The sequence below is a fragment of the Bradyrhizobium sp. WBAH42 genome, assembly GCF_024585265.1.
GTDB lineage: Bacteria > Pseudomonadota > Alphaproteobacteria > Rhizobiales > Xanthobacteraceae > Bradyrhizobium.
Map to the genome: position 1 here is coordinate 6,222,020 of NZ_CP036533.1, position 23,366 is coordinate 6,245,385.

General features: G+C 64.3%; 23 protein-coding genes. 15 read left to right on the top strand and 8 right to left on the bottom strand.

Going from position 1 to position 23,366, the window contains the following annotated elements; translation table 11 throughout:
* Nucleotides 1-7 precede the first annotated feature (7 nt).
* Nucleotides 8-661: a response regulator transcription factor gene (locus DCG74_RS29380; protein ID WP_172782982.1), complete on the top strand. Its 654-nt coding sequence runs from the start codon at nucleotides 8-10 to the stop codon at nucleotides 659-661.
* A 106-nt stretch (nucleotides 662-767) separates the two neighbouring features.
* Entirely contained in the window at nucleotides 768-1,067 is a 300-nt protein-coding gene (locus DCG74_RS29385; protein WP_172782981.1) for a hypothetical protein, read from the top strand.
* A 28-nt stretch (nucleotides 1,068-1,095) separates the two neighbouring features.
* Here the strand turns inward: DCG74_RS29385 and DCG74_RS29390 are convergent, their stop codons facing one another.
* Nucleotides 1,096-1,683 (bottom strand): TetR family transcriptional regulator, encoded by a 588-nt coding sequence (locus tag DCG74_RS29390; protein WP_172782980.1) that lies wholly within the window; start codon nucleotides 1,681-1,683, stop codon nucleotides 1,096-1,098.
* A 556-nt stretch (nucleotides 1,684-2,239) separates the two neighbouring features.
* On the opposite strand from DCG74_RS29390, the gene purB reads away from it, so the two are divergent.
* Nucleotides 2,240-3,547, top strand: a complete 1,308-nt coding sequence (purB, locus tag DCG74_RS29395) for an adenylosuccinate lyase (protein WP_172782979.1) — start codon at nucleotides 2,240-2,242, stop codon at nucleotides 3,545-3,547.
* Between the two features lie 127 nt (nucleotides 3,548-3,674).
* Nucleotides 3,675-4,847, top strand: a complete 1,173-nt coding sequence (locus DCG74_RS29400; RefSeq protein ID WP_172782978.1) for a M20 aminoacylase family protein — start codon at nucleotides 3,675-3,677, stop codon at nucleotides 4,845-4,847.
* 124 nt (nucleotides 4,848-4,971) lie between these two features.
* Here the strand turns inward: DCG74_RS29400 and DCG74_RS29405 are convergent, their stop codons facing one another.
* Nucleotides 4,972-6,804, bottom strand: a complete 1,833-nt coding sequence (locus DCG74_RS29405) for a caspase family protein (RefSeq protein ID WP_172782977.1) — start codon at nucleotides 6,802-6,804, stop codon at nucleotides 4,972-4,974.
* A 172-nt stretch (nucleotides 6,805-6,976) separates the two neighbouring features.
* Nucleotides 6,977-8,884 carry an acyl-CoA synthetase gene (locus DCG74_RS29410; protein ID WP_172782976.1) on the bottom strand — a complete coding sequence of 636 codons (1,908 nt, stop codon included), beginning with the start codon at nucleotides 8,882-8,884 and terminating at the stop codon, nucleotides 6,977-6,979.
* A 229-nt stretch (nucleotides 8,885-9,113) separates the two neighbouring features.
* On the opposite strand from DCG74_RS29410, the gene DCG74_RS29415 reads away from it, so the two are divergent.
* Both DCG74_RS29415 and DCG74_RS29420 read left to right on the top strand, forming a co-directional pair.
* Nucleotides 9,114-10,193 carry a preprotein translocase subunit SecD gene (locus tag DCG74_RS29415; RefSeq protein WP_172782975.1) on the top strand — a complete coding sequence of 360 codons (1,080 nt, stop codon included), beginning with the start codon at nucleotides 9,114-9,116 and terminating at the stop codon, nucleotides 10,191-10,193.
* Between the two features lie 239 nt (nucleotides 10,194-10,432).
* Nucleotides 10,433-11,239: a Crp/Fnr family transcriptional regulator gene (locus DCG74_RS29420; RefSeq protein WP_172782974.1), complete on the top strand. Its 807-nt coding sequence runs from the start codon at nucleotides 10,433-10,435 to the stop codon at nucleotides 11,237-11,239.
* 10 nt (nucleotides 11,240-11,249) lie between these two features.
* Here the strand turns inward: DCG74_RS29420 and DCG74_RS29425 are convergent, their stop codons facing one another.
* Complete coding sequence (locus tag DCG74_RS29425) at nucleotides 11,250-11,891, bottom strand: glutathione S-transferase family protein (RefSeq protein WP_172782973.1); 642 nt, start codon at nucleotides 11,889-11,891, stop codon at nucleotides 11,250-11,252.
* A 221-nt stretch (nucleotides 11,892-12,112) separates the two neighbouring features.
* On the opposite strand from DCG74_RS29425, the gene murI reads away from it, so the two are divergent.
* The 7 genes from murI to DCG74_RS29460 all read left to right on the top strand — a co-directional run bounded on the left by murI (nucleotide 12,113) and on the right by DCG74_RS29460 (nucleotide 17,233).
* The gene (gene murI, locus DCG74_RS29430) at nucleotides 12,113-12,910 is read left to right on the top strand and encodes a glutamate racemase (protein ID WP_172782972.1); all 798 of its coding nucleotides are present in this window, start codon (nucleotides 12,113-12,115) and stop codon (nucleotides 12,908-12,910) included.
* Between the two features lie 61 nt (nucleotides 12,911-12,971).
* Nucleotides 12,972-13,745 carry an HpcH/HpaI aldolase/citrate lyase family protein gene (locus DCG74_RS29435; protein ID WP_172782971.1) on the top strand — a complete coding sequence of 258 codons (774 nt, stop codon included), beginning with the start codon at nucleotides 12,972-12,974 and terminating at the stop codon, nucleotides 13,743-13,745.
* A 219-nt stretch (nucleotides 13,746-13,964) separates the two neighbouring features.
* Nucleotides 13,965-14,732, top strand: coding sequence for an acyltransferase (locus tag DCG74_RS29440; RefSeq protein WP_172782970.1), 768 nt, complete (start codon nucleotides 13,965-13,967; stop codon nucleotides 14,730-14,732).
* A gap of 221 nt (nucleotides 14,733-14,953) precedes the next feature.
* Entirely contained in the window at nucleotides 14,954-15,571 is a 618-nt protein-coding gene (gene rpsD / locus DCG74_RS29445; RefSeq protein ID WP_172782969.1) for a 30S ribosomal protein S4, read from the top strand.
* Nucleotides 15,572-15,640: 69 nt separating this feature from the next.
* Complete coding sequence (locus DCG74_RS29450) at nucleotides 15,641-15,856, top strand: hypothetical protein (RefSeq protein WP_210268087.1); 216 nt, start codon at nucleotides 15,641-15,643, stop codon at nucleotides 15,854-15,856.
* On the top strand, nucleotides 15,834-16,145 hold the full coding sequence (locus tag DCG74_RS29455; protein WP_246571517.1) for a type II toxin-antitoxin system RelE/ParE family toxin: 312 nt from the start codon (nucleotides 15,834-15,836) through the stop codon (nucleotides 16,143-16,145). The genes DCG74_RS29450 and DCG74_RS29455 overlap by 23 nt, the downstream gene beginning before the upstream one ends.
* A gap of 20 nt (nucleotides 16,146-16,165) precedes the next feature.
* Nucleotides 16,166-17,233, top strand: a complete 1,068-nt coding sequence (locus tag DCG74_RS29460; protein WP_172782967.1) for a low specificity L-threonine aldolase — start codon at nucleotides 16,166-16,168, stop codon at nucleotides 17,231-17,233.
* 63 nt (nucleotides 17,234-17,296) lie between these two features.
* On the opposite strand, the gene DCG74_RS29465 is transcribed toward DCG74_RS29460, so the two are convergent.
* Genes DCG74_RS29465 through grxD form a run of 4 tightly spaced genes read right to left on the bottom strand, consistent with a single transcriptional unit; the run spans nucleotide 17,297 to nucleotide 20,771 of the window.
* On the bottom strand, nucleotides 17,297-18,556 hold the full coding sequence (locus tag DCG74_RS29465; protein ID WP_172782966.1) for a serine hydrolase: 1,260 nt from the start codon (nucleotides 18,554-18,556) through the stop codon (nucleotides 17,297-17,299).
* A 1-nt stretch (nucleotide 18,557) separates the two neighbouring features.
* Nucleotides 18,558-19,844, bottom strand: coding sequence for a serine hydrolase (locus DCG74_RS29470; protein WP_172782965.1), 1,287 nt, complete (start codon nucleotides 19,842-19,844; stop codon nucleotides 18,558-18,560).
* Between the two features lie 42 nt (nucleotides 19,845-19,886).
* Nucleotides 19,887-20,441: an O-acetyl-ADP-ribose deacetylase gene (locus DCG74_RS29475; protein ID WP_172782964.1), complete on the bottom strand. Its 555-nt coding sequence runs from the start codon at nucleotides 20,439-20,441 to the stop codon at nucleotides 19,887-19,889.
* 3 nt (nucleotides 20,442-20,444) lie between these two features.
* On the bottom strand, nucleotides 20,445-20,771 hold the full coding sequence (gene grxD, locus DCG74_RS29480; RefSeq protein WP_018647423.1) for a Grx4 family monothiol glutaredoxin: 327 nt from the start codon (nucleotides 20,769-20,771) through the stop codon (nucleotides 20,445-20,447).
* 239 nt (nucleotides 20,772-21,010) lie between these two features.
* Between grxD and egtB the strand changes: the two genes are divergently transcribed.
* Together egtB and egtD are read left to right on the top strand one after the other, a co-directional pair.
* The gene (gene egtB / locus DCG74_RS29485; protein ID WP_172782963.1) at nucleotides 21,011-22,309 is read left to right on the top strand and encodes an ergothioneine biosynthesis protein EgtB; all 1,299 of its coding nucleotides are present in this window, start codon (nucleotides 21,011-21,013) and stop codon (nucleotides 22,307-22,309) included.
* A 49-nt stretch (nucleotides 22,310-22,358) separates the two neighbouring features.
* Nucleotides 22,359-23,330, top strand: coding sequence for an L-histidine N(alpha)-methyltransferase (gene egtD, locus DCG74_RS29490; protein WP_172782962.1), 972 nt, complete (start codon nucleotides 22,359-22,361; stop codon nucleotides 23,328-23,330).
* The last annotated feature ends 36 nt before the right edge of the window (nucleotides 23,331-23,366 follow it).

Below are 23,366 nucleotides of genomic sequence, written 5' to 3' on the forward strand. Positions count from 1 at the left end.
GGCGGAAATGAGCGAGGTGGCGGCAACAGGCATCTCCGTGCTGCTGGTCGACGACCATCCGATCGTGCGGCAAGGCTACCGGCGCGTGCTGGAAAGCCAGGGCGATCTGCATGTCGTGGCCGAAGCCGACAACGCCGCGGACGCCTACAGCGCGTTCAAGGCGCATGACCCCGATGTCGTCGTATTGGATATCTCTATGCCCGGCGCGAGCGGGTTGGAGGCCATTCGCAACATCCGCGCGCGCAGCCCGCGTGCACGCATTCTCGTCTTCACCATGCACAACGAGGCCGTGCTGGTGAAATCAGCCTTCGGCGCCGGCGCATCCGGCTTCGTCACCAAGAGCAGCGAGCCGTCCGCAGTCGTCAACGCCATCCGCAGCGTCGCCCGCGGCGAGCGCGCCATGAGCGATGACATCGCACATGTGCTGGCAGAGGACAGCCTGTCGCCGACCGGCTCGGTGCTGGACCCGCTGGGTGAGCGCGAGATCGAGATCCTGCGCCAGTTCGCCGGCGGCGCCACCACCGAGGAGATCGCGGCGCATCTCAATCTCAGCGTCAAGACCGTGCAGAACTATCACTACCTGATCAAGTCGAAGACCGGCGCGCGCACCGATGCGCAGCTGGTGCGGCTCGCCGCGACCTGCGGGCTGACGAGGATTTAGCTGCAAAGCTGCCGCACAGCCCTCGAGGGCGCTTCAATCTGCTGAACGAAATTGGAACGGTTCCGATCCAGCCCCGGTTAGTACGGCAGAGAAGGAGTAAAGGGTCATGAGTAAGGGTCACCCCAAGGCAATCGACCATCCCCCGATCATCACCGTAGGCGAGCTCATCGACGAACTTTGCCGCCTGCCGGACACGGCCATCGTCCACTTTCGCTGCCCGATGTTCGATCAGGAACTGACATTCTACCGGCTTCGAAGGCGGTCAAAGGACGCCGTCGAAATCGCAGTCAATGCCTATCCGGATAGTCCTCCGGTCGTGCCGTCGTCCGATCCTGCCTTCCACACGCGAAGACATTCGGCACCCTCGCTCCGCGACGGCGCCGCTCTCCAGAAGACGCGAGGTTGATTGAAAGACCAGGGTGTGAAAGGCGGCCTTAGGCCGCCTTCAACCCACGCAGCAGCAGCGCCAGTGTCGCATCGACGCGCGCGGAGAGATCGGCGTCCTTCCATTCCTCGGCATGAGCCGGATGGTGGAAGCGGACGGTCGCATCGAAGATCGCGCGCGCGGTCGCCTTGACGTCGTCCACGGCGAATTCGCCGTTCTTCACGCCGTCGCTCAGGATCCCCGCGATCTGGTCGATCATGGTGTCCTTGTGGCATTTGACGGCCGCGCAGGCCTCGCGGGCCAGGGTTAGATAAGTTTCGAACATCTCGGGATCGTCGAGCACGCGCGAACGCTTGGCCGCGAACAGGGTGCGCAGCCAGCGGTCGAGCCTGTCAGGCGCGGGCCCCTGCTCCTGGGCGATCGCCAGCAGCGGGGCATCGATGCGGTCCAGCCAGCGCTTGGCAACGGCCTCGCGCAGCGAGGCCTTACTGGGGAAATGGCGGTAGACGCTGCCGTGGCTCACATCGAGCGCACGGGCAACGTCGACCACGGTGGCCTTGGCAAGTCCGTAGCGCCTGAGCACGTCCTCGGTGACTTCGAGGATCCGCTCCGGCGTCAAGACAACGGCTTCATTCATGCCAGCACCATGTTCCCGTTAGGGGCTCAGTTACCCGGCAGTAGGGCTGCTTCCGAAGCGACGCCCGTGCCGGTCGTTCGGAAAGCCTATGCCTTAATGAGGCAGTTTTGCAGCCTGCGCCGCGATCTGGCGCGCCACCAGCAAATTGAGCCAATGCCCAATCGCGCCGGTGAAATTGAGGATTTCGGTCGTCATTGTCCAAGTCTCCATTCGTCCGCGGTCCCGTTCTTCAATCCGCCCTCCGATCCGCTGTGGATGTCGGGCTCCCCGGGGCTGTCGCGGGACGCCCAATCGGAGCGTCCGGGAACGGATATACACATCTCGCTGACAGATTTCAATATCTGTCAGTCAATGATCCGTGATTGACAGTTAATATCTGCGCCCAGGCGCCGCCATCCCGTCCGGCCGGTCCGGTGGAAAGGTCGGCGATCCCCCTCTCCTGAAGGCCCAGATCGTTTGTTTCGCCCTGCCCGCTCTGTTAAATCACGGCGTAAAAAGCATTTTGGCCGGCGCCGCCCTTTTCGGGACCGCCCGCCCACCTTCCTGGAGCCGCCCAATGATCCCCCGCTACACCCGCCCGGAAATGGCCTCGATCTGGGAGCCGCAGACCCGGTTCAAGATCTGGTTTGAGATCGAGGCGCATGCGGCGGACGCTCTCGCCGAGCTCGGGACCATCCCCAAGGAGGCCGCCAGGACGGTCTGGGCCAAGGCCAAGGACGCCGTCTTCGACGTCGCCCGCATCGACGAGATCGAGCGCGAGACCAAGCACGACGTCATCGCCTTCCTCACCCACCTCGCCGAGATCGTCGGCCCCGAGGCGCGCTTCGTCCACCAGGGCATGACCTCCTCGGACGTGCTCGACACCTGCCTCAACGTCCAGCTCACCCGCGCCGCCGACCTCTTGCTTGCCGACCTCGACAAGGTGCTGGCCGCACTGAAGAAGCGCGCCTTCGAGCACAAGATGACGCCGACCATCGGCCGCAGCCATGGCATCCATGCCGAGCCCGTGACCTTCGGCCTCAAGCTCGCTTATGCCTATGCCGAGTTCACGCGCGCCAAGGAGCGCCTGATCGCGGCACGCAAGGAAGTCGCGACCTGCGCCATCTCCGGCGCCGTCGGCACCTTCGCGCAGATCGACCCGCGCGTCGAAGAGCACGTCGCGAAAGCCATGGGCCTGGTGCCGGAGCCGATCTCGACGCAAGTGATCCCGCGCGACCGTCACGCCATGTATTTCTCGACCCTCGGCGTGATCGCCTCCTCGATCGAGCGCATCGCGGTGGAAATCCGCCACATGCAGCGCACCGAGGTGCTGGAGGCCGAAGAGTTCTTCTCGGAGGGACAAAAGGGCTCCTCCGCGATGCCGCACAAGCGCAACCCGGTGCTGTCGGAGAACCTCACCGGCCTGTCCCGCATGGTGCGCGCCTATGTGACGCCGGCGCTGGAGAACGTCGTGCTCTGGCACGAGCGCGACATTTCGCACTCCTCGGCCGAGCGCATGATGGGCCCCGACGCGACCGTGACGCTCGACTTCGCGCTGGTGCGCCTCGCCGGCCTGATCGACAAGCTGCTGGTCTATCCCGCCAACATGCAGAAGAACCTCGACCGCCTCGGCGGCCTCGTGCATTCGCAGCGCGTGCTGCTGGCGCTGACCCAGAAGGGCGCCAGCCGCGAGGACGCCTACAAGCTCGTGCAGCGCAACGCCATGCCGGTCTGGCGCGGCGAAGGCGACTTCCTCCAGCTGTTGAAGAAGGACAGTGAGGTGAAGAAATATCTCACCGACGCCGAGATCGAGGAGCAGTTCGACCTCGGCTATCATCTCAAGCACGTCGACACGATCTTCAAGCGCGTGTTCGGCGAGAGCTGAACTTCCCGTCATTCCGGGGCACGCGAAGCGTGAACCCGGAATCTCGCGCTACAATCTCGAGATTCCGGGTCCGATGCTGCGCATCGTCCCGGAATGACAAGAGACCACACAAGAAACGGATTCCCTCATGCCCATCGTCAACCGCGTCGCCGCCCTCTCCGACGAAATGGCCGCCTGGCGCCACGACTTCCACGAGAACCCCGAGCTGCTTTACGAAGTCCACCGCACCGCCGGCATCGTCGCCGATCGCTTGCGCGAATTCGGCTGCGACGAGGTGGTGACGGGCATCGGCCGTACCGGCGTGGTCGGCGTGATCCGTGGCCGCAGGTCGGCATCCGGCAAGACCATCGGCCTGCGCGCCGACATGGACGCGCTGCCGATCATGGAGACGTCGGGCGTGCCTTATGCCTCAAAGGTCCCCGGCAAGATGCACGCCTGCGGCCATGACGGCCACACCGCGATGCTGCTGGGCGCGGCCAAATATCTCGCCGAGACTCGCAATTTCGACGGCACGGCCGTGATGATCTTCCAACCCGCCGAGGAAGGCGGCGGCGGCGGCAAGGCCATGGTCGAGGACGGGCTGATGACGCGCTGGAACATCCAGGAGGTCTACGGCATGCACAACATGCCGAACCTGCCCGAGGGCCATTTCGCCACCACGCCCGGGCCGATGCTCGCCTCCTCGGACAACATCCAGATCACAGTTCGCGGCAAGGGTGGCCACGCCGGCGCCGGTCCGCACAAATCGGTCGACAGTGTGCTGATCGGCTCGCAGATCGTCAACGCATTGCAATCGATCGTGGCGCGCAACGTCGATCCGCTCAAGTCCGCGGTCATCTCGATCACGCAATTCCACTCCGGCACCGCCTTCAACATCATCCCGGAGGTCGCCGAGCTCGCCGGCACCGTGCGCACGCTCGACCCCGACGTGCGCGATCTCGTCGAGCGCCGCATCGGCGAAGTCGCCGACAGCATCGCCCGCGCCTATGGCGGCTCGGCCGAAACGAAATACACGCGGATGTATCCGGTGACGATGAACCATGCCCGCGAGGCCGGCCTTGCCGCCGACGTCGCCCGCGACATCGTCGGCGCCGACCGCGTCAACGACAAGTTCGTTCCGATGATGGGCGCCGAGGACTTCTCCTTCATGCTGGAAGCACGCCCCGGCGCGATGGTGCTGGTCGGCATGGGCGACGGCAACGAGTGCCACCACCCGGCCTACGTCTTCAACGACAACATTCTGGGCCACGGCGCCTCGTTCTGGGCGCGCCTGGTCGAAACGCGGATGCCGGTGGGGTAGGCTCACATTCTTGTAGTTACGGGGATGAACGCAGCGACATCTTAGGGTGACGTGAGATTATCGGCGCAGATGTCCCGCACTCGCCGCGATCATCCTGCTCGCTGCATACCACTCGTTCTGCACGCTAGTTGCATATCTCCGTAGTATACGTGGTCCCTCTGCTCGACTCTGTTCCAAGACGGCATCCCTTGCCGACCGGTCTACAGACACGGTTATTGCAGATAATCTGACCGGACGCTTGCGATTTTGGTGCTGCAGATTCCGCCTCTTTCCTGTCCTGATCGCGCTTCCTCGGTTCCTCGCGGGTCGCGACCGGCTTCTTCTCTTGCACCTTCTCGCATTCGTTGTCGTCGCCGACGCGATAGCCGGCGCGGCAGGTGATCTTCACGCATTGGTCGCCGTCGGCCTTGAAGCCGAAATTGCACACCAGCGGACAGACCCGTCCCGGCTTCGCCTTCAGCGCGTCCAGCGCGTCGATGCTGGCGAGCTTCACGTCGAACTGGGTGCCGGCGTATTTGTTGAAGAGCGTCAGCGAACGCTGCGCGGCCGAGCTCCACTCGCCCTCCGCCGCTGAGGTCAGGCAGCCGACGCGGCGCAGTTCGCTCTGCACGGATTTCGTGAGTTCGGCCGCGGATAAGGTCGTCTTCGGCCCCGGCGAGAGCGCAGCCACTTTCTGGTTCTCGACTTCGGGCATCTGCCGATCGGCGGCCGGCTTTGCGCCCTGCTCCGCTTTCTCGGCGGCCTGCTTCGCGGCCAGCTCGGCCTTGGCCTTCTCCGCCGCCTGTTTCTCTGCGAGCGCTTGCGCCGCCGCCGCCTCGGCGGTCTTGCGCTGCTTCTCGGCCGCTTCCGCCTTGGCCTGTTCGATCTGCTTTTGCTTCTCCGCAGCGATTCGCGCCTCCTCGGCGGCCTTGGCCGCAGCAGCAGCCTTCTCCTGCTCGGCCTTCTGGGCGCGCTCGGCGATCAGCCTCGCCTTTTCCTGCTCGGCCGCCTTGGCCTTTTGCTCGGCAGCCACGCGGGTCTCTTCGGCACCGATCTTGTTCAACTGTCCCTTGGCGAGGTTGGCATAGAAGCCGTCGGGATACGCCGCCAAAAAGGCTTCCCAGGCATCGCGCGTCGCAAGCTGGAGCGCGAGCTCGTAGTCCCTGCGAACGGCGTCCTGCGGGTTTGCCTGCGGACCGGTTGCGGCCGGCTTCACCACGAGCGGCACGTCGTCGCCGCCAAGCGAACCGTAGACGTAAGGCTCCTGCTTGTAGCCGGTGGTCTTGAGCACGTCGTCGCGTACGAAGCCGAACGCCTTGCGCAGATCGAGGCCCGGCTTCGGCAGGTGCTCGACCAGCGCGGTAGCAAACGGACTGTTGCGAGAATCGCCGTCGGATGCGGTCGAGCCGGCCTTCGCAGCGAAGGCAATCATCGTATTCGGGCTGGTTGGCTCCACCTTGGCGAGGCCCCGTCCGATCGCCCGCGAGGCCAGCGTGCGCTTCATCGTCTTCGCAAACGGGTTATCGCGGCAGGCATCAAGGATGATCAAACGCAGCTGCTTGGCGGGCTCGACTGCGAACAATGCGCGCTCGACAGGGATGGTCTCGTCGAGAACGTCGCCATCCGTCTCCAGCGTGGCGTCGGTCGGAATGAGATAATTGTTGCCGTCGAGCTCGATGCCGTGGCCGGCATAATAGATCACCGCCATTTCCGCGTCGCGCGACCTGCCGGCGAACTCGCGCAACATGCGCCGCATCTCGCTCGCACTCAGATCTAACCGGACGTCGACGGAATCGAAGCCCGCCTTCTTGAGCATGCCACCGACCAGGGTGGCATCGTTCACGGGATTGGTGAGCTTGGGCGCGCTCTTGTAGGCGGAATTGCCGATGACGAGCGCGACCCGCCGATCGGCATGTGCCGATCCGCAGGCCAGCAAGGTCGCAAAAATCAATAAACCAAACAGCCGAAACGGAATCACTTGCGTCCCCCCGGATGCAATTCCCTGAGACTATCCGGAGCATCGATGAAAGCCAAATTTTCCTATGTGAGGTCGATCACATAAACTCCTCGATTGCGGCTTATGGCTAATGCAGTCGGGCCTCGCCCCACAGGCGCGGCGCGAGCTTGGTCGATCCGACGTGCCATCATACCTATGCCTGCACCACCTCGTGGCGCATCACGAAGGGTGCGAGCAGCGCGTGGACCTCTGTCTCCACCGCTTCGCGCTGGCTCGCCGGCAGGCCCGTCAGCGTCACGGTCGCGATCGAGCCGTGGCTGCCGTGCGGACCGACCTTGACCTTGCAATCGATGCCGCGCTCGACCAGCGGCGCCAGCACCTTGGTGAACACGCGCGCGGCCGCATCCCAGCGCAGCTGCGGCTTGAACACCTTGCCGACGCCCGTCACCGGCATCGGGTCGATCGGGATGACCTGCACCGGAACGGCGGCGCGTTCCGGCGTGCGCTCGCGCACCCAGGCTTCCAGCTCGCCCGGCTCGACCTTTGCGCCGGGCTTCAGCTGCACGTAGCCCACCGGCAGTTCGCCCGCGTAAGCATCGGGCTGGCCGACCACGGCGGCGAAACCGACGGCGGGATGGCGGAATATGATCTCCTCGATCGGCGCCGGATCGATGTTGTGGCCACCGCGGATCACGAGATCCTTGGCGCGGCCGGTGATCCAGAGATAGCCGTCGGCATCGAGCCGGCCGAGATCGCCGGAATTGACCCAGACCCCGTCGATGAAGGCACCTTTGTTGTGCTCGTCATTGAGATAGCCGCTGAACACGCCGGGGCCGGCCATGATGACGACCCCGATCTCGTCCGGCTTGCAGTCGCGGATCAAGCGGCCGTCAGCGTCGAGCTGCACGATGCGCACCCGCGCGTAAGGCATGGGAAGGCCGACCGAGCCGAGCCGGATCGGCCGGTCCGGATAAGCGAGCGTGTGCACGCTGGAGGTCTCGGTCATGCCGTAGACCTCGACAACCGGCAGCTTCAGCTTCTCCTGAATCGCCGAGCCGACCGCGACCGGAATCGCCGAGCCGCCGCCGGCCGCATATTTCAGGCTCGAGATATCCGCATTCCCCGGCGGCACCGCGAGCGTCGCGGCGAGCACCGTCGGCACGCTCGACAGCGCTTCGGGCTTGAAGCGCGCGACGAGCTGCCAGATGTTCTTCACCGCATTCGGGTTGCGCCAGCCGCTCGGCGACAGCACGACCAGCGAGCCGCCGCTCGACAGCATCGTCAGCACCTGCGTCAGCGATCCACCGACGTGAAACAGTGGCATGCCGAACAGCAGATTGGCGCCGGGCTTCCCCTTCAACAGCAGATTGAGTGCCCAGGCCTGATAAACCTGGTTGGCATGGGTATGCCGCACCAGCTTGGGCGTACCCGTGGTGCCGCCAGTGTGGAAATAGGCGGCGATGTCGCTGCCGCGAATCTTGCGTCCGCTGACGAGCCGATCCGACGGCTGCTGCTTGATCAGGTCGCTGAAGGCGAAGATGCCATTGGCCGGATCGCCGCCGCCGAACACCTGCACGATGGCCTTCAGATGCTTCAGCTGCGGGCGGATCTGCTCGACCTTCTGCCAGATGTCGGTGCCCGGCATCGGCCCGAGCGCCACCAGGATCTTGGTGTTCGCAGCTTCCAGGATTTCGGCGATCTGGTGCGGCTCGAGCAGCGGATTGACGGGATTGGCGATGCCGGCGGCCTCGGCGCCGAACAGAGTGACGAACGCATCCGGCACCAACGGCAGCATGAAGCTGATGACGTCGCCCTTCCCAGCGCCGAGCGCGTGAAACATGTTGGCGGCCTGGGTGACGCGCGCGATGAAATCGCGGTGCGTGACGACCAAAGGCGTGTCGGCGGGATCGGCATTTTGCAGGAACTGGATCGCCGCCCCGTCGGGATTGCGCTCCGCACCAAGCCTGATGGCGTCATAGGTGCTCTCGGCCGCGACGCGGTCGGCGTAGGGAACCTGCTCGAACGCCCGGACCTCCTCGTCCGTGAGCAGAGCCGGATAGTCGTTGCCGATCAACCGATCGAGCGCGTGGATGCCCGCCATGAAATTCCGTCCTCCCTCAGATGCTTGTCCCCGCCACGTATCTTTTGACGTTTTGGTTCGGCGAAGGGCTCGGCCTAATGCCCGGCCGACCCGGACCAGAATGATGGATGATTTCCATTTCGTCCATTGCCCAGCCGCAGTGACGCTTGAACCTGTGCGGCTGATCCGGGGACCAAGAACTGGCACTGAATTCGCCCGCCAGCGCCCTGCCGCAAGACACGAGGTCACCATGACGATGCCCCTGCGGAACCGGATCACACGGCTGATCGCTGCGTTTGCGACGGTATCGGCGATCGCCCTGCCCGGCGTCGCGCTTGCCGACAGCCAGCTCGACAAGGTGCGCGTCAAGGTCGCGGCCTTCATCGCCGACAAGATGGAGAAGCTGGGCGGATCGCGCATCGTCTACAGGGTGGACGCCGACGCCTTGCGCGAGGCGGTCGTCACGGATTTGCGCGACGACGTCTACAAGATCCTGCGCGAGGGCCGCATCGCGTTCTCCGGACTTGCGATCCGCGACGGCGGCGTCGACGTGAGGATCGCGGACGCCAAAGGCCGCGAACAGCTCACGCGCAAGCTCGTCGCGGCGGCGGAGGGATTGCCCACGCACGCGCTCACCGTCACCGACGCCGGCGACGGGCTGCTCAGGCTCGCGCCGACCGATGCCGCATCCGCTGCGCGGCTGCGCGATCTCGTCGAAGATTCCATCGCCATGATCGAGCAGCGCCTCAAGGACGCCGACGTCAAGTTCGCCAGCGTCCAACCTGAGGGGACGGACCGCATCCGTATCTTCCTGCCGGGGATGATGGAGCCCGAGCAAATCACCGCAATCTTCGCCAGGAAGGTCAAGGTCGGCTTCCGCCTGATCGACCTCTCGATGTCCGCAGAGCAGGCGCAATCGGGCACGCCGCCGGCGGGCACGGAAGTCCTGCTCGGCTTCAAGGACCAGCGTCCTTATCTCGTCGCCAAGGACAGCGCGCTCGAGGGCGGCGATATCAGCTATGCCGGCCCGGGACTGACCGGCGAGAGCAAGGAGCCGATCGCCTCGTTCCGCTTCAACGGCCGCGGCACGCGGCGCTTTGCCCATATCACGGCAGAGAACGTCGGAAAGCCCTTTGCCATCGTGCTCGACGACAAGGTGATCTCCGCTCCCGTGATCCGCGAGCCCATCACCGGCGGCTCCGGCCAGATTTCCGGCAATTTCACCCTGGAGGAGGCCAACAGCGTCGCCATGCTGCTGCGCGCCGGCTCGCTGCCGGGGCGCCTTGGTCTCGTCGAGCAGCAGGTCGTGCAACCCGCCGCCAAGCCGTAAGCGAAGGTCCCCTTCGCTGTCGCCCAGCCCCGTCCGCGACGCCCGATCCTCCGCGGCTGGCCCGAATCACGGCCTCCGCGGCCAGACGCGCAACCAACGGGCAATTGCCGAAACGCCCGATCAGGCTAAAATTTGCCTCTTGCGGCACGATGGCCGGAAGCGTCATTCAAGCGGTCGTCATTCGATTTCGGCTATACGGGTGCCGACCAGGACTGAATGCCTTACGTGGGGTTAGTACCATGCCGTCCGGCAGCGCAGACATTTCGTCGATCCTCGACCGCATCCTCGAGGCGGCCACGGACAACCTCAGGATCGCGAAAATCCTGGTCCAGATGGGCCTCGATCCCGACAACGTCACCTACGACGCGATCTTCAATCGGCTGCTGGAGATCTTTGTCCACAACATCACGTTCGCCAATTTGTTCGCAGCGGTCGGCGCTGGCTTCTTCGTCGCCACCCTCCTGATGCGGACGATGGTGCCCCTGCGGGTGGCCAACATGATCGGCTGCGCGTTCTTCGCCGCTTTCGGCGCACTCACCGCCAACGTCGCCACGTTCCTGCTCTATCTGCTGCTGCTGCCGATCAACGCCCTGCGCCTGCGGCAGATGCTCAAGCTGGTCAAGAAGGCGCGGCATGCGGCCGAAGGCGACATGTCGATCGAATGGCTCAAGCCGTTCATGACCGAACGCAGATATCGCCGCGGCGACATCCTCTTCAAGCTGCGAGATCCCGCGCAGGAGATGTTCCTCACCGTCACCGGCAAGTTCCTGGTCAAGGAGATCAACGTCGAGATCCTGCCTGGAGCGCTGATGGGCGAGCTCGGCTTCCTCACACCGGACAACCGGCGCACCGGAACGGTCGAATGCATCGAGGACGGCCAGGTGCTGACGATCACCTATGACCGGCTGCTGGAGATCTATTTCCAGGATCCGCAGTTCGGCTATTACTTCCTGGTGTTGACCAGCCAACGCCTGTTGCAGAACATCGACCGCCTGCAGAAGCAGCTGGCATCCGAGCGCGGGACCACCACGAACAGGATCGCGTGAGCGCTGCCGCTCAGCTCAAGAGCAGCGCCATGCCGGGATCGCCCTTCTCCATCGCGCGACGGTATGCCGGGCGGGCGCCGATGCGGCCGAGATATTTGACCACGTTCTGACAGCGCGCGAGATCATAGGGCTGGAAATAACGCATCGTGGTGAGCGAGAACACCGTCATGATGTCGGCAGTGGTGAAGGCGCTGCCCGCCAGATATTCGGACTCGCGAAGCCGTGCGTCGAGAAGATCGTAGGCGCGGTCGAGGCGCCCCTTCACGGCGAGCAGGGTCGGGTTGTCCCTGGCGAGATCGAGCCGGCTTAGGATCATCATCCGCCCCATGCCGGGCTGCAGGGTGCCGTTGGCGAAATGAAGCCAATACAGAAATTGGGCGAAGGCGGGATCATTGGGACCGAGCACGAGCCGGCCGTTGCCGTATTTAGCAACGATGTAGTCGACGACGGCGCCGGATTCCGCAAGCACCAGCTCGCCGTCGGTGATGACCGGCGCCGTGCCGGCCGGATGCAGCGCCTTGTACTCGGCCGGCGCCAGCATGGTCGCGGCATCGCGCGTGTAACGCTTCATCTCATAAGGAATTTCGAGCTCCTCGCAGAGCCAGACAATGCGTTCGGATTGCGATTTACCGAGATGGTGGACCGTGAGCATGTTGCTTTCTCTGCGAGATCGCCGACCGGCGAAACGCCGTCTTGTTCCGCGGCTAGTGTGAGCTGTCAACCTGCGAGCGGACGCCCCCTTGCCGCTTCGGCCGACCCGATGGCGAATATCGCATAAGCGGGAAATTCGGCGTCCCGACCTGCGGTCCCGGCCCCACGCCGCAAAATCGCCCCAAAAACCGAATGGTAACCATGCCGGGCTAGGGTAGCGACGTGACCAATTCTCCGACGATCCTGGTGTTCGATTCCGGCCTTGGCGGGCTCACTGTGCTGCGTGAGGTCGTAGCCGCCCGCCCGGACGCGCATTACGTCTATGTCGCCGACGACGCCTTCTTCCCCTATGGCCACCACAGCGAGGACGAGATCATCGCCCGCGTCGTGCCGCTGATGGGGGAGCTGATCGGCCGGCATGATCCGGACCTTGTCGTCATTGCCTGCAACACGGCGTCCACCCTGGTCCTGTCTCACCTGCGCGCCGCCTATTCCGTGCCCTTCGTCGGCACCGTGCCGGCGATCAAGCCGGCCTGCGCGCAGTCCAAGACCCGCCGCGTCTCGGTGCTCGGCACCAAGGGCACGGTGAAGCGCGAGTACACCAAGGCGTTGATCCGCGATTTCGCGCAAGGATGCGAGGTGACGCTGGTCGGCTCGCCCGCGCTCGCTTCGCTGGCCGAAGCCGAGCTCAGCGGGACTCCGATCAGCGACGAAGCCATCCTCGCCGAGCTCGCTCCCTGCTTCGTCGGCGACCCCTCGGATGCAACATCGCGCACCGACACCGTGGTGCTCGCCTGCACGCATTACCCGCTGCTGCTCGACCGGATGAAGATGCTCGCGCCCTGGCCGGTCGACTGGATCGATCCGGCGCCCGCGATCGCCCGCCGCGTCTCCGACCTGCTCGGCCAGCGGATCGGCGGCATCGTGCAGTCCAGCGCCGAGATGATTTTTACATCGAACCGCGTGCATGGTCTCAGCGCCACGCTGACGGCGTTCTTCGGCGGACGCGCGCTGGCCTGAGCTTGCGCCCTAGCGGCGCGCTGCTAGGCTTTGCCGTCGCCATCGTCCCGCAGGTTTTTCCATGTCGGTCCCCGCAAAGCCGCTGAACCGCCTCCGTCAATTGTGGCGCGAGGGCCGCCCCGCCTTCGGCGCGATCGCGACCATCCCGAGCGTGCAGATGGTGCAGATCATGGCGCGCTCGCTGGACTGGATCATCGTCGATCTCGAGCACGGCCCGATTGGATTGACCGAAGCACATGCGATGATCGCCGCGACCACGGGCACACCGTGCACGCCCCTGGTGCGGATCGCCGCGAACGAGCCGTGGCTGGCGAAAGCGCCGATGGACATCGGTGCCTTCGGCATCAACTTCCCGATGATCACGAGCCGGGCGGATGCCGAGAAGGCAGTGCGCAGCGTGCGCTACCCGCCGCGCGGCGACCGGCTCTGGGGCCCCTTCCACGCGCCGTTCCGCTGGGGCCAGTCGATGACTGATTACATGGCCTCTGCCGACGAGGAGATGATCTGCATGATCACGATCGAGCACGTCGATGCGGTCGATCGCATCGACGAGATCATGGCAACGCCCGGTATCGACGTCGCGGTGATCGGTCCCGGTGATCTCGCCACCTCCATCAACAAGCGCGGCCAGATGGACGATCCGCAATTGCTGGACCTGATCGCGCGCGCCGAGGCCGGCATCCTCAGGAGCGGCGTGCCGATCGGCGGGGTGGCGCGCAGCGCCGACCAGGCCAATGCGCTGATCGACCGCGGCTACCGCGCGATCGCGCTGGGCTTCGACTGGTCGCTGTTCCAGCGCGGCATCATGGCGGCATACGAGGGGGTCAGGCGCTGAACGAGCCGATTGAATCATTACCGCGGCGTCGCCAGGACCGCGCGCTCAAGGTATAAACAATTGAAAATAGATGATTTTTTGGTCTAAGTGAGGTTCGTCTTTGGCGATGCCTAGTGCGGCGAACCGACCGGCCCCAAGCGGATTGGTTCATGCTAGAGCGAGCAGGCGGGCTCCGCTCGCTGCACATATTTTGATCTTTGATTTTGGAACCGGAGGCCTATGCGCGGGACGCCCAAAACCATTTCGCTGCGGCGCCGTCTGATCTGCGACCTCATGCACGCCTCGATGGGCGTACCTTTCGTTTCACTGGCCCGTTCGCTCAATATCCGCCCCCTGCTGGAGGCCCGCGCGGGCGCAACCGCGCCCGCCGGTTGGGCCGCGATGTTCGTCAAGGCTTTCGCCCTGGTTGCAAAGGACGAGCCGATCCTGCGCACGGTTTACACAAAATGGCCCTGGCCGGCCCTCTATGAGCTGCCGAAGAGCGTGGCGACGGTCGCGATCGCGCGTGTCGATGATGGCGAGGAATGTGTGCTGCCGCAGCGAATCGCCGCTCCTGAGGCTCTTTCGCTGGCAACCATCGATGCGGAAATCCGCCGCGGCAAGACGGCCCCGATCGAGGACGTCCCGATGTTCCGCAAGATCATGCGGGCGACGCGCCTGCCGCTGCCATTGCGGCGCCTGTCCTGGGCCGTCGGTCTGAATTTGGGCCGTCAGCGCGGCAACTGGTTCGGCAGCTTCGGGGTGAGCTCGGTGGCTGCCTATGGCGGCGGCGAGCTTCACCCGATCACGCCGGGCCCCTTTGTCGTGAGCTATGGGCTGGTCCAGCCGGACCAGACCATCCACGTCGTGATCCGCTGGGACCACCGCGTCACCGACGCCGCCCCGATCGCGCGGGTCCTGACCCGGCTGGAACAGGCCCTGAACACTGAAATTGCTGCCGAATTGCGGGCGGCGGGGTCAAAGCCGGTCCGGGCGGTCAGGACATAAGAATACCGTTGTCGCACGCCCAGGACTGACCGGCTAAAGAATTGACAGCCAACCCCAAACTCCCCTAAAAGCCGCCTGCTCGCGGGCCGTTTCGGCCCGCGAAGCGTTTCGCGACCCGTGGTCCTCTCCCTTATGCTTTGGGGATCGGACCTGTCGGTGCCGGGACCATCCCGTCACACAGGAGGGCGCGTTTCCTCAAACCATGACCTGAAGAGGACGCGATGACTAAGCGCAGTGAGGCGAAGTACAAGATCGATCGCCGTATGGGCCAGAACATCTGGGGCCGCCCGAAGAGCCCCGTGAACCGCCGTGAATACGGCCCCGGACAGCATGGCCAGCGCCGCAAGGGCAAGCTCTCCGACTTCGGCGTGCAGCTGCGCGCCAAGCAGAAGCTGAAGGGCTACTACGCCAACATCAGCGAGCGCCAGTTCCACGGCATCTATGTCGAGGCCAGCCGCCTCAAGGGTGACACCGGCGAGAACCTGATCGGCCTGCTGGAGCGTCGTCTCGACGCGGTCGTGTACCGCGCCAAGTTCGTCTCCACGATCTTCGCCGCACGCCAGTTCATCAACCACGGCCACGTCAAGGTGAACGGCCGCAAGGTCAACATCTCGAGCTATCAGCTCAAGGTCGGCGACGTGGTCGAGGTCAAGGAAAGCTCCAAGCAGCTCGCCCACGTGCTCGAAGCCAGCCAGCTTCCCGAGCGCGAGGTCCCGGACTATCTCGAAGTCGACCACGGCAAGATGACCGCGAAGTACGCGCGCATCCCCGGCCTCTCCGACGTGCCGTTCCCGGTGCAGATGGAGCCGCATCTGGTCGTCGAATTCTATTCGCGCTGATAGCTTCGGCAGAACGACATTCAAAGGCCCCGGTTTCCGGGGCCTTTTTGTTGTGGTATCGTGCTGTCGATGTCCCAGACGACCGACCAGCTCGCCAACATCAGCCCGTCGGCAACGCCTTCCGAGGCGGAGCTTGAAGCATGGGCTAAGCTGCCCCGCGACGAGCAGGTCCGCCGTTATCAAGCGCTGTTCGCTCAGGCAGATTGCAACAAGTTCACCTTGGACACCCCTGACGACATCCTCGCCGCCGCGCGCGAACGCGTTGCTCAACGCCGCCATGGCTGAGTACCGGTTATCGGAGCGCACCCGGGCCGATTTGATCGACATCTACGACTTCACCGAGAGCCGTTTCGGCAAATATCAGGCAGAGGCCTACTACGCGGGCCTGATCCGTTCCTTCGGACTTCTGGCCGACTTCCCCCTGATCGGCCAACAAGTGGACGAGCTTGCGGCAGGCTATCGACGTTTCCGCTTCCAATCCCATCTGATTTTCTACACGGTGCAATCCGACCACGTCGAAATCCGTGCCATTCTTCACGGCGCGCAAGACATCAGACCGCAGCTGTTCGACTAGATAAAATGACGAGACAAGCCATGCTCTACACCCCTCCCGCCGTCGATCCCAAGGCGCCGCCGGTGCGCATCAATCTGCTGTCGGACACGCAGACCAAGCCGACGGCGGGGATGCGCGAGGCGATGGCGCGCGCGGAGGTCGGTGACGAGCAGGTCGGCGATGATCCGACCGTGAACGCGCTGTGCGAACGCGTGGCCGATCTGCTCGGCAAGGAGGCGGCGGTCTACATGCCCTCGGGCACGATGTGCAACGTCACCGCGACGCTGGTGCATTGCCGCCCCGGCGACGAGATCCTCGCCCATGAGACCGCGCATATCATCGCGCGCGAAGGCGGCGCGCATGCGGCGATCGGCGGCTTCCAGGTCACCCAGCTCGAGGGCCCCGATGGCCAGTTCACGCCGGAGACTCTTCGCAAGGCGCTGCATCCGCGCACGCGCTACCAGCCGCCGCAGACCGTCGTCAGCGTCGAGCAGACCGCCAATATCGGTGGCGGCACGATCTGGAAGAAGGCGGTGCTCGACGAGATCGTCGGGGTCGCCAGGCAGCACGGCCTCGTCACCCATATGGACGGTGCACGCCTGCTCAACGCCACCGTTGCGAGCGGCATCTCGCCGCGCGACATGACCGCGGGCTGGGACTCGGCCTGGATCGACTTCTCCAAGGGCCTGGGCGCGCCGATCGGCGGCGTGCTTGCGGGCTCGCGCGCCTTCATCGACGCGGTCTGGCAGTGGAAGCAGCGCCTCGGCGGCTCGATGCGGCAGGCCGGCATCTGCGCCGCGGCCTGCATCTACGCCCTCGACCACCACGTCGACCGCCTCGCCGACGACCACGCCAATGCGCGGGCGCTCGCGCGCGGATTGTCGCAGATCTCGGGCATCGAGGTGCAGGAGCCCGAGACCAATCTCGTGTTCTTCAAGCCCGACGGCGCCGGCATCCCCGGCGACAAGATGGTCGCAGCGCTGCGCCAGCGCGGCGTCACGCTCGCGATGATGGACGGCCGCATCCGGGCCTGCACGCATCTGGACGTCGATGCGAGCCAGATCGAGGAGACGATCGGCTACGTGCGCGAGATCGTGCGCGGGGCGTAATCGGAGCGTTTTCGAGCGAAATGGATACCGGTTCGCGTAAAGAAAACGCGTCAAAACGAGAGTCTACCGCCCCATCGCCTGATAGATCAGCGTCTTCAGCGCGAGCTGGATCCGGCCGCGCTGCGAGGGGGTCTGCACCATGAAGATTCCGAACAGGTCGTCCTCAGGATCGATGAAGAAGAAGGTGCCGCCGACGCCGTCCCAGCGATATTCGCCCAGCGGCCACTTCGTGCCCGGCGGCACCGCGATACGCACGGCGAAGCCGAGGCCGTAGCCGCTGGTCTCACCCGGATAGTAGTTCTTGTCGCGCTCGACGCGGGTTTCGGGACCGATGTGATCCGACGTCATCAAGGCGATGGTTTCCGGCTTCAGGTAGCGTCGACCTTCAAACGTGCCGCCGTTGAGCAGCATTTGTGAGAAGCGCGCATAGTCGCCGACCGTGCCGACGAGGCCGCCGCCGCCCGACTCCCATCGCAGCGGCTTCCTGATATCGCGAACCTGCGTGATCGGGCTGATCGCCCGATCCTGCGGCATCGGCTCGGCGATACGCGGCCATTTGGCGGGATCGGCGACGTAAAACGCCGTGTCCTTCATCCCGAGTGGGTCGAGCAGCCGCTTCTTCGCGAACTCGAACAGCGATTCCCCCGAGATCACCTCGATGATGCGCCCGAGCACGTCGGTGGAGTGGCCGTAGTCCCAGATCGTGCCGGGCTGTTCGGCAAGCGGCATTGCAGTGATCTTCGCGACGAATTCGGCATTGGTCGAATTCCTGTCGAACAGTCCGGCGTCGGCATAGAGCTTGTTCACCAGGTCCCCGCCATAATAGCCGTAAGGGATCCCGGCGGTATGCCGCATCAAATCCTCGATCGTCACCGCCCGCTTGAGCGGCTCCAGCTCCAGCGAGACCTTGTCGTCCTCGGCCTTCTTCTCGACGCCGACCTTCATGCCGGCAAAGGCCGGAATGTATTTCGAGACGGGATCGCTGATCGCAAGCTTACCCTCCTCGACCAGCATCATCGCCAGGACTGAGGTGATCGGCTTGGACATCGAATAGAGGCGGAAGATCGTATCCGCGCTCATCGAAAGTTCGGTCGCAACGTCGCGGACGCCGAAATTCTCGTAATAGACCGGCTTGCCGTGTTGCTGGAGCAGCAGAATCGCGCCCGGAAATTTGCCGGTCGCGATCTCGTTCCTGATGTAGTCGGAGACTCTTGCCAGGCCTTCGGGCGTGAAGCTGTGTGCGCGGCCCTCTGAGCCCGCCCGTGCACCTACGGCGCCGAACAAAAAGACGAGCGCCGCGAACAGCGCGCGGCGCCCGTTCATGTCAGTTCTCCATGGCTTCATAGACCAGCTGCTTCAATGTTCGCTGCACGCGCTGGCGCTCGCTCGGGGTCTGCTCCAGCAGCACGAAGAACATGTCCTGCTTGGGGTCGATCACGAAATAGCAGCCGGAGGCCCCGTCCCACTTCAGTTCGCCGAGGTTGCCGGGCGGCGGCGGCTTGGCGTTGCCGGGATCGGTACGGACGGCAAGCCCGAGGCCGAAGCCGAAACCGTCGCCGGGAAAGTAGAAATAGTCGCGCTCGACGCCGGAGCCCGGGCCGACCTGATCGGTCACCATCAGCTTGAACGTCTCAGGCTTGAGAATGGTCTTGCCATCGAGACTGCCGCCGTTGAGCAGCATCTGCGAAAAGCGCTTGTAATCCGCCATGGTCGTGACCATGCCACCGCTGGCAAACGTGATCTTCTTGACGACCGTGGGATCATTGATGCGGCCGACGCGGAAATCGGAATCGTTCGGCACTGGCTGGGCCAGAATCTTCTGCTTCTCGGGGTCCGTGACCAAAAAGCCGGTATCGACCATGCCGAGAGGATCGAGCAGCTTCTCGCGCATGATGTCGATCAGCGGCTTGCCGGCAGCGACCTCCATCACACGCGCCAGCACGTCGGTGGAGTGGCCGTATTGCCAGAGCGCGCCCGGCTGGTTGTGCAACGGCAGCTTGGCGATGCGTTCGGCGAACTCGGCCAGATCGAAATCGCCGGCATAGATGTTGGCCTCGCGATAGGCCTTGCGGACCAGGCTGTCGCCGTAGAAGCCGTAGGTGATGCCGGAGGTGTGCGTCATCAGATCGTGCACGGTCATCGCCCGCTTCGGCGGCACCAGCTCGAGCGACTTGGTGCCGTCCTCCGCCTTCTTCTCGACGCCGACCTTCACGTTGGCAAAGGACGGAATGTATTTCGAGACGGGATCATCCAGCTTGATCTTGCCGTCCTCGACCAATTGCATCGCGACCACCGCCGTGATTGCCTTGGTCATCGAGAACAGGCGGAAGATGGTCTTGTCCGTGATCGGAGCCTTGCTGACCACGTCCTGCACGCCGAAGATTTCGTGATAGACCGGCTTGCCATGCTGCTGGATCAGCACGTTTGCACCGGCGATCTTGCCGGTCGCGACCTCGTTCTTGAAGAACTCGGTGATCCTGCCGAGCTTTTCCTGATTGAAGTGGGCGCCGGCTGGAATCTCGTAGGTGCCCTCGGCGCGCGCCAGCGACATCGCGGCAAGCGACAGCAGCGCGCCGCAGGCGAGCACACGCAACCCAGATCGTGAAATCATATCCCCTCCCCGGAACATGGCGCTCGGAGTGTACTGACCAGCTCAATCGGCACAAGGGCCGCCGTGTTGCGCAAGCGTCTCGGCATGGAGCTTGGCGCTCGGCTCGGAGAAGCAGCAGAACACGACGCGAGCGACGGTCGGCGCCAAAGCCAGCCCTTCGATCGTCGTGCGCACGGCGATATCGGCCGCCCGTTCGGCAGGAAAGCGATAAATGCCGGTCGAAATCGCGGGAAATGCCACCGAGGTCAGCTCGTGCTTCGCGCAAAGCGCCATGGACCGCCGATAGCAGGCGGCGAGCAGATCGTCCTCGCCGAGCGTGCCGCCATTCCACACCGGACCGACGGTATGGATCACATGCGCGGCCTTGAGCCGATAGCCCCTGGTGATCTTCGCGTCGCCCGTCTTGCAACCGTTGAGCATGCGGCATTCGGCGACGAGCTCGGGCCCGGCTGCCCGGTGGATCGCGCCATCCACGCCGCCCCCACCAAGGAGCGACGTGTTCGCGGCGTTGACGATGGCGTCAACACTCAATGTGGTGATATCGGCGACGATGACTTCGAGCTCCGCGCCGCCAATCCGGCGCGTCAGCACGGTCACGTGTCAGGCCGCGACCACGACGCCCTTCTCGGAGAAGAGCTGCTGCAATTCGCCGGCCTGGAACATCTCGCGGACGATGTCGCAGCCGCCGATGAACTCGCCCTTCACGTAGAGCTGCGGAATGGTCGGCCAGTTCGAATATTCCTTGATGCCGTTGCGGAGCTCGGCGGATTCGAGAACGTTGAGGCCCTTATAGCCGACACCGATATGGTCGAGGATCTGGACGACCTGGCCGGAGAAACCGCACTGCGGAAATTGCGGCGTCCCCTTCATGAACAGAACCACGTCGTTGGATTTCACTTCATTGTCGATGAATTCCGCGATGCTCATATCCGTGTCCTTCTGGGGCAGAGCCCTCACCAATTGCTTCGGGCCGGCTCCGCCGATTTAACCCGATACCTGCCTATATATGTAGCCCAAACCGTTGAGCATCCAAAGTAAAATGGCGGCGACGGGTCCCTGGGCGGCCGGGTTGAGCCCGCCGGGTCCATAGGCTGATGACATTAATATCATCGCCGCATAGGACTTTCATACCGTAACGGAGCCCCTATCTAGGACGAACCTCGGTTTTGGAACCGGGCAACGCCAACAACGTTCTCTTGTCCTGTCTGGAGAAAAACGTGACGAAACAAGCCTCAGCCACGGTTGCGCCCCAGCTTTCGTCACCGTCCTCCCACCAGGACGACCTTGCCCAGCGGCTGGAAGCGGCGTTCCTCGGCGTCCGCAATGAGACCGAACGGCGGGCCGCGCCGCTGTCGCCCGAGGACCAGCAGATCCAGTCCATGCCCGATGCCAGCCCGACCAAATGGCACCGGGCCCATACCACCTGGTTCTGGGAGCAATTCCTGCTCGGCGAGCATGCTGCCGGCTACCGGCCCTTCCATCCCGATTTCGCGTTCCTGTTCAATTCCTATTACGTCAGCGCCGGGCCGCGGCATGCCCGCAATCATCGCGGCGACATCACCCGCCCCAGCGCCGACGAGGTCGGCGCCTATCGCAAATACGTCGATGCGGCCGTCAGCAAATTCTTCCGCGAGGCCGGAGCGGACAAGCTGCGCACAATCGCGCCGCTGGTGGAGGTCGGGCTCAACCACGAGCAGCAGCATCAGGAATTGATGTTCACCGACATCCTGCATGCCTTTGCGCAAAACCCGATCTACCCGGCCTATGATCCGGACTGGCGCTTCCCGGCCACCACGCGCGGCGGCGATGACTGGCTGACGCTGAACGAAGGCATCCACACCGTCGGCCACGTCGACGACGGCTTTCATTTCGACAACGAGAAGCCGGCGCACCGCGCCCTGGTCGGTCCGGTCAGGATCGCCCGCAATCTGGTCACCAATGCCGAGTGGCTCGCCTTCATGCAGGATGGCGGCTACCGGACCGCAACCCTGTGGCTGATGGACGGCTTTGCAGCGGCCGGCAAGGAAGATTGGCAGGCCCCCGGCTACTGGCGCGAGGTCGACGGCGCATGGCAGGTGATGACGCTGGCCGGCCTCAAGCCGGTCGATCCGGACGCGCCGGTCTGCCACGTCAGCTATTACGAGGCGGATGCGTTCGCGCGCTGGTCCGGCAAGCACCTGCCGACCGAGATGGAATGGGAAGTCGCGGCCCGCGCCGGCCAGCTCAACGACGCCTTCGGCCTTGTCTGGCAATGGACCCGCAGCTCGTACGCGCCCTACCCCGGCTATCGCGCCGTCGAGGGCGCGCTCGGCGAGTACAACGGCAAGTTCATGGTCAACCAGTTGGTGCTGCGCGGCTCCTCGCTTGCAACTCCGGCGGACCACAGCCGTATCACCTATCGTAACTTCTTCTATCCGCACCACCGCTGGCAGTTCACCGGACTGCGGCTTGCCGATTACGACTGAAAAATTCCGACGACAGATGCGCGCCGGACAGCGCGTTCAGGAGAGTATCATGAATGTGCACGCCAGCGCTTTGGCCGAAGCCCATCTTCCCGACGAGCAGACCACCGCTTTCGCCCGTGAGGCCATCGAGGACCTCTCGCAGCAGCCGAAAAGGCTGTCGCCGAAATACTTCTATGACGCGACCGGATCGGAGCTGTTCGAGGCGATCACCAAGCTGCCGGAATATTATCCGACGCGCACTGAGCTATCGATCCTGAAGGAGCGCGGCAGCGAGATCGCAAGAATCATCCCGGAGCACGCCGCGCTGGTCGAGTTCGGCGCCGGCGCGACCACGAAGGTGCGCCTGCTGCTCAATCATTGCAGATTCGCGGCCTATGTCCCCGTCGACATCTCCGGCGACTTCCTGAAGGCACAGGCGAGCGGCCTGAAGCGGGATTTCCCGGCGCTCGGCATCTATCCGGTCGCAGCCGACTTCACCACGCCGTTCGAGCTGCCGACGGCCGTCGCCTCCCTACCGAAGGTCGGCTTCTTCCCCGGCTCGACCATCGGCAATTTCGAGCCTCAGGAAGCGCAGGCCTTCCTGAGAAGCGCGCGCAAGATCCTCGGCAAAGGCGCGCAGATGATCATCGGCGCCGATCTCGAGAAGGACGAGCGGATCCTCTTCGACGCCTATAACGATGCGTCCGGCGTCACCGCGCGCTTTAATCTCAATGTGCTGGTGCGCATCAACCGCGAGCTCGGCGGCAATTTCGACCTGTCCGCCTTCACCCATCGCGCGATCTACAATCGCGAGCGGCACCGCATCGAGATGCACCTGATCAGCAAGAAGAGCCAGACCGTGCGCCTGCTCGGCACCAGCTTCTCGTTCCGCCCGGGCGAGAGCATCCACACCGAGAACAGCTACAAATACAGCATCGAGCGCTTTGCCGCGCTGGCCCAGGGCGCGGGCTGGCGCGTCCGCGAGAGCTGGACGGATGCGGCGAAGATGTTCTCGGTGCACGCGCTGGAGGTCGCGGGGTAAGAGCTCCGACGCCGCTGTTTGAGATCTTCTTCCCTC

What these genes read in the sequence shown, in the direction of transcription:
- DCG74_RS29380 (WP_172782982.1), top strand. Translation starts at nt 8, where the DNA reads ATGAGCGAGGTGGCGGCAACAGGCATCTCCGTGCTGCTGGTCGACGAC.
- DCG74_RS29385 (WP_172782981.1), top strand. Translation starts at nt 768, where the DNA reads ATGAGTAAGGGTCACCCCAAGGCAATCGACCATCCCCCGATCATCACC.
- DCG74_RS29390 (WP_172782980.1), bottom strand. Translation starts at nt 1,683, where the DNA reads ATGAATGAAGCCGTTGTCTTGACGCCGGAGCGGATCCTCGAAGTCACC.
- purB (WP_172782979.1), top strand. Translation starts at nt 2,240, where the DNA reads ATGATCCCCCGCTACACCCGCCCGGAAATGGCCTCGATCTGGGAGCCG.
- DCG74_RS29400 (WP_172782978.1), top strand. Translation starts at nt 3,675, where the DNA reads ATGCCCATCGTCAACCGCGTCGCCGCCCTCTCCGACGAAATGGCCGCC.
- DCG74_RS29410 (WP_172782976.1), bottom strand. Translation starts at nt 8,884, where the DNA reads ATGGCGGGCATCCACGCGCTCGATCGGTTGATCGGCAACGACTATCCG.
- DCG74_RS29415 (WP_172782975.1), top strand. Translation starts at nt 9,114, where the DNA reads ATGACGATGCCCCTGCGGAACCGGATCACACGGCTGATCGCTGCGTTT.
- DCG74_RS29420 (WP_172782974.1), top strand. Translation starts at nt 10,433, where the DNA reads ATGCCGTCCGGCAGCGCAGACATTTCGTCGATCCTCGACCGCATCCTC.
- DCG74_RS29425 (WP_172782973.1), bottom strand. Translation starts at nt 11,891, where the DNA reads ATGCTCACGGTCCACCATCTCGGTAAATCGCAATCCGAACGCATTGTC.
- DCG74_RS29435 (WP_172782971.1), top strand. Translation starts at nt 12,972, where the DNA reads ATGTCGGTCCCCGCAAAGCCGCTGAACCGCCTCCGTCAATTGTGGCGC.
- DCG74_RS29440 (WP_172782970.1), top strand. Translation starts at nt 13,965, where the DNA reads ATGCGCGGGACGCCCAAAACCATTTCGCTGCGGCGCCGTCTGATCTGC.
- rpsD (WP_172782969.1), top strand. Translation starts at nt 14,954, where the DNA reads ATGACTAAGCGCAGTGAGGCGAAGTACAAGATCGATCGCCGTATGGGC.
- DCG74_RS29450 (WP_210268087.1), top strand. Translation starts at nt 15,641, where the DNA reads ATGTCCCAGACGACCGACCAGCTCGCCAACATCAGCCCGTCGGCAACG.
- DCG74_RS29460 (WP_172782967.1), top strand. Translation starts at nt 16,166, where the DNA reads ATGCTCTACACCCCTCCCGCCGTCGATCCCAAGGCGCCGCCGGTGCGC.
- DCG74_RS29465 (WP_172782966.1), bottom strand. Translation starts at nt 18,556, where the DNA reads ATGAACGGGCGCCGCGCGCTGTTCGCGGCGCTCGTCTTTTTGTTCGGC.
- DCG74_RS29470 (WP_172782965.1), bottom strand. Translation starts at nt 19,844, where the DNA reads ATGATTTCACGATCTGGGTTGCGTGTGCTCGCCTGCGGCGCGCTGCTG.
- grxD (WP_018647423.1), bottom strand. Translation starts at nt 20,771, where the DNA reads ATGAGCATCGCGGAATTCATCGACAATGAAGTGAAATCCAACGACGTG.
- egtD (WP_172782962.1), top strand. Translation starts at nt 22,359, where the DNA reads ATGAATGTGCACGCCAGCGCTTTGGCCGAAGCCCATCTTCCCGACGAG.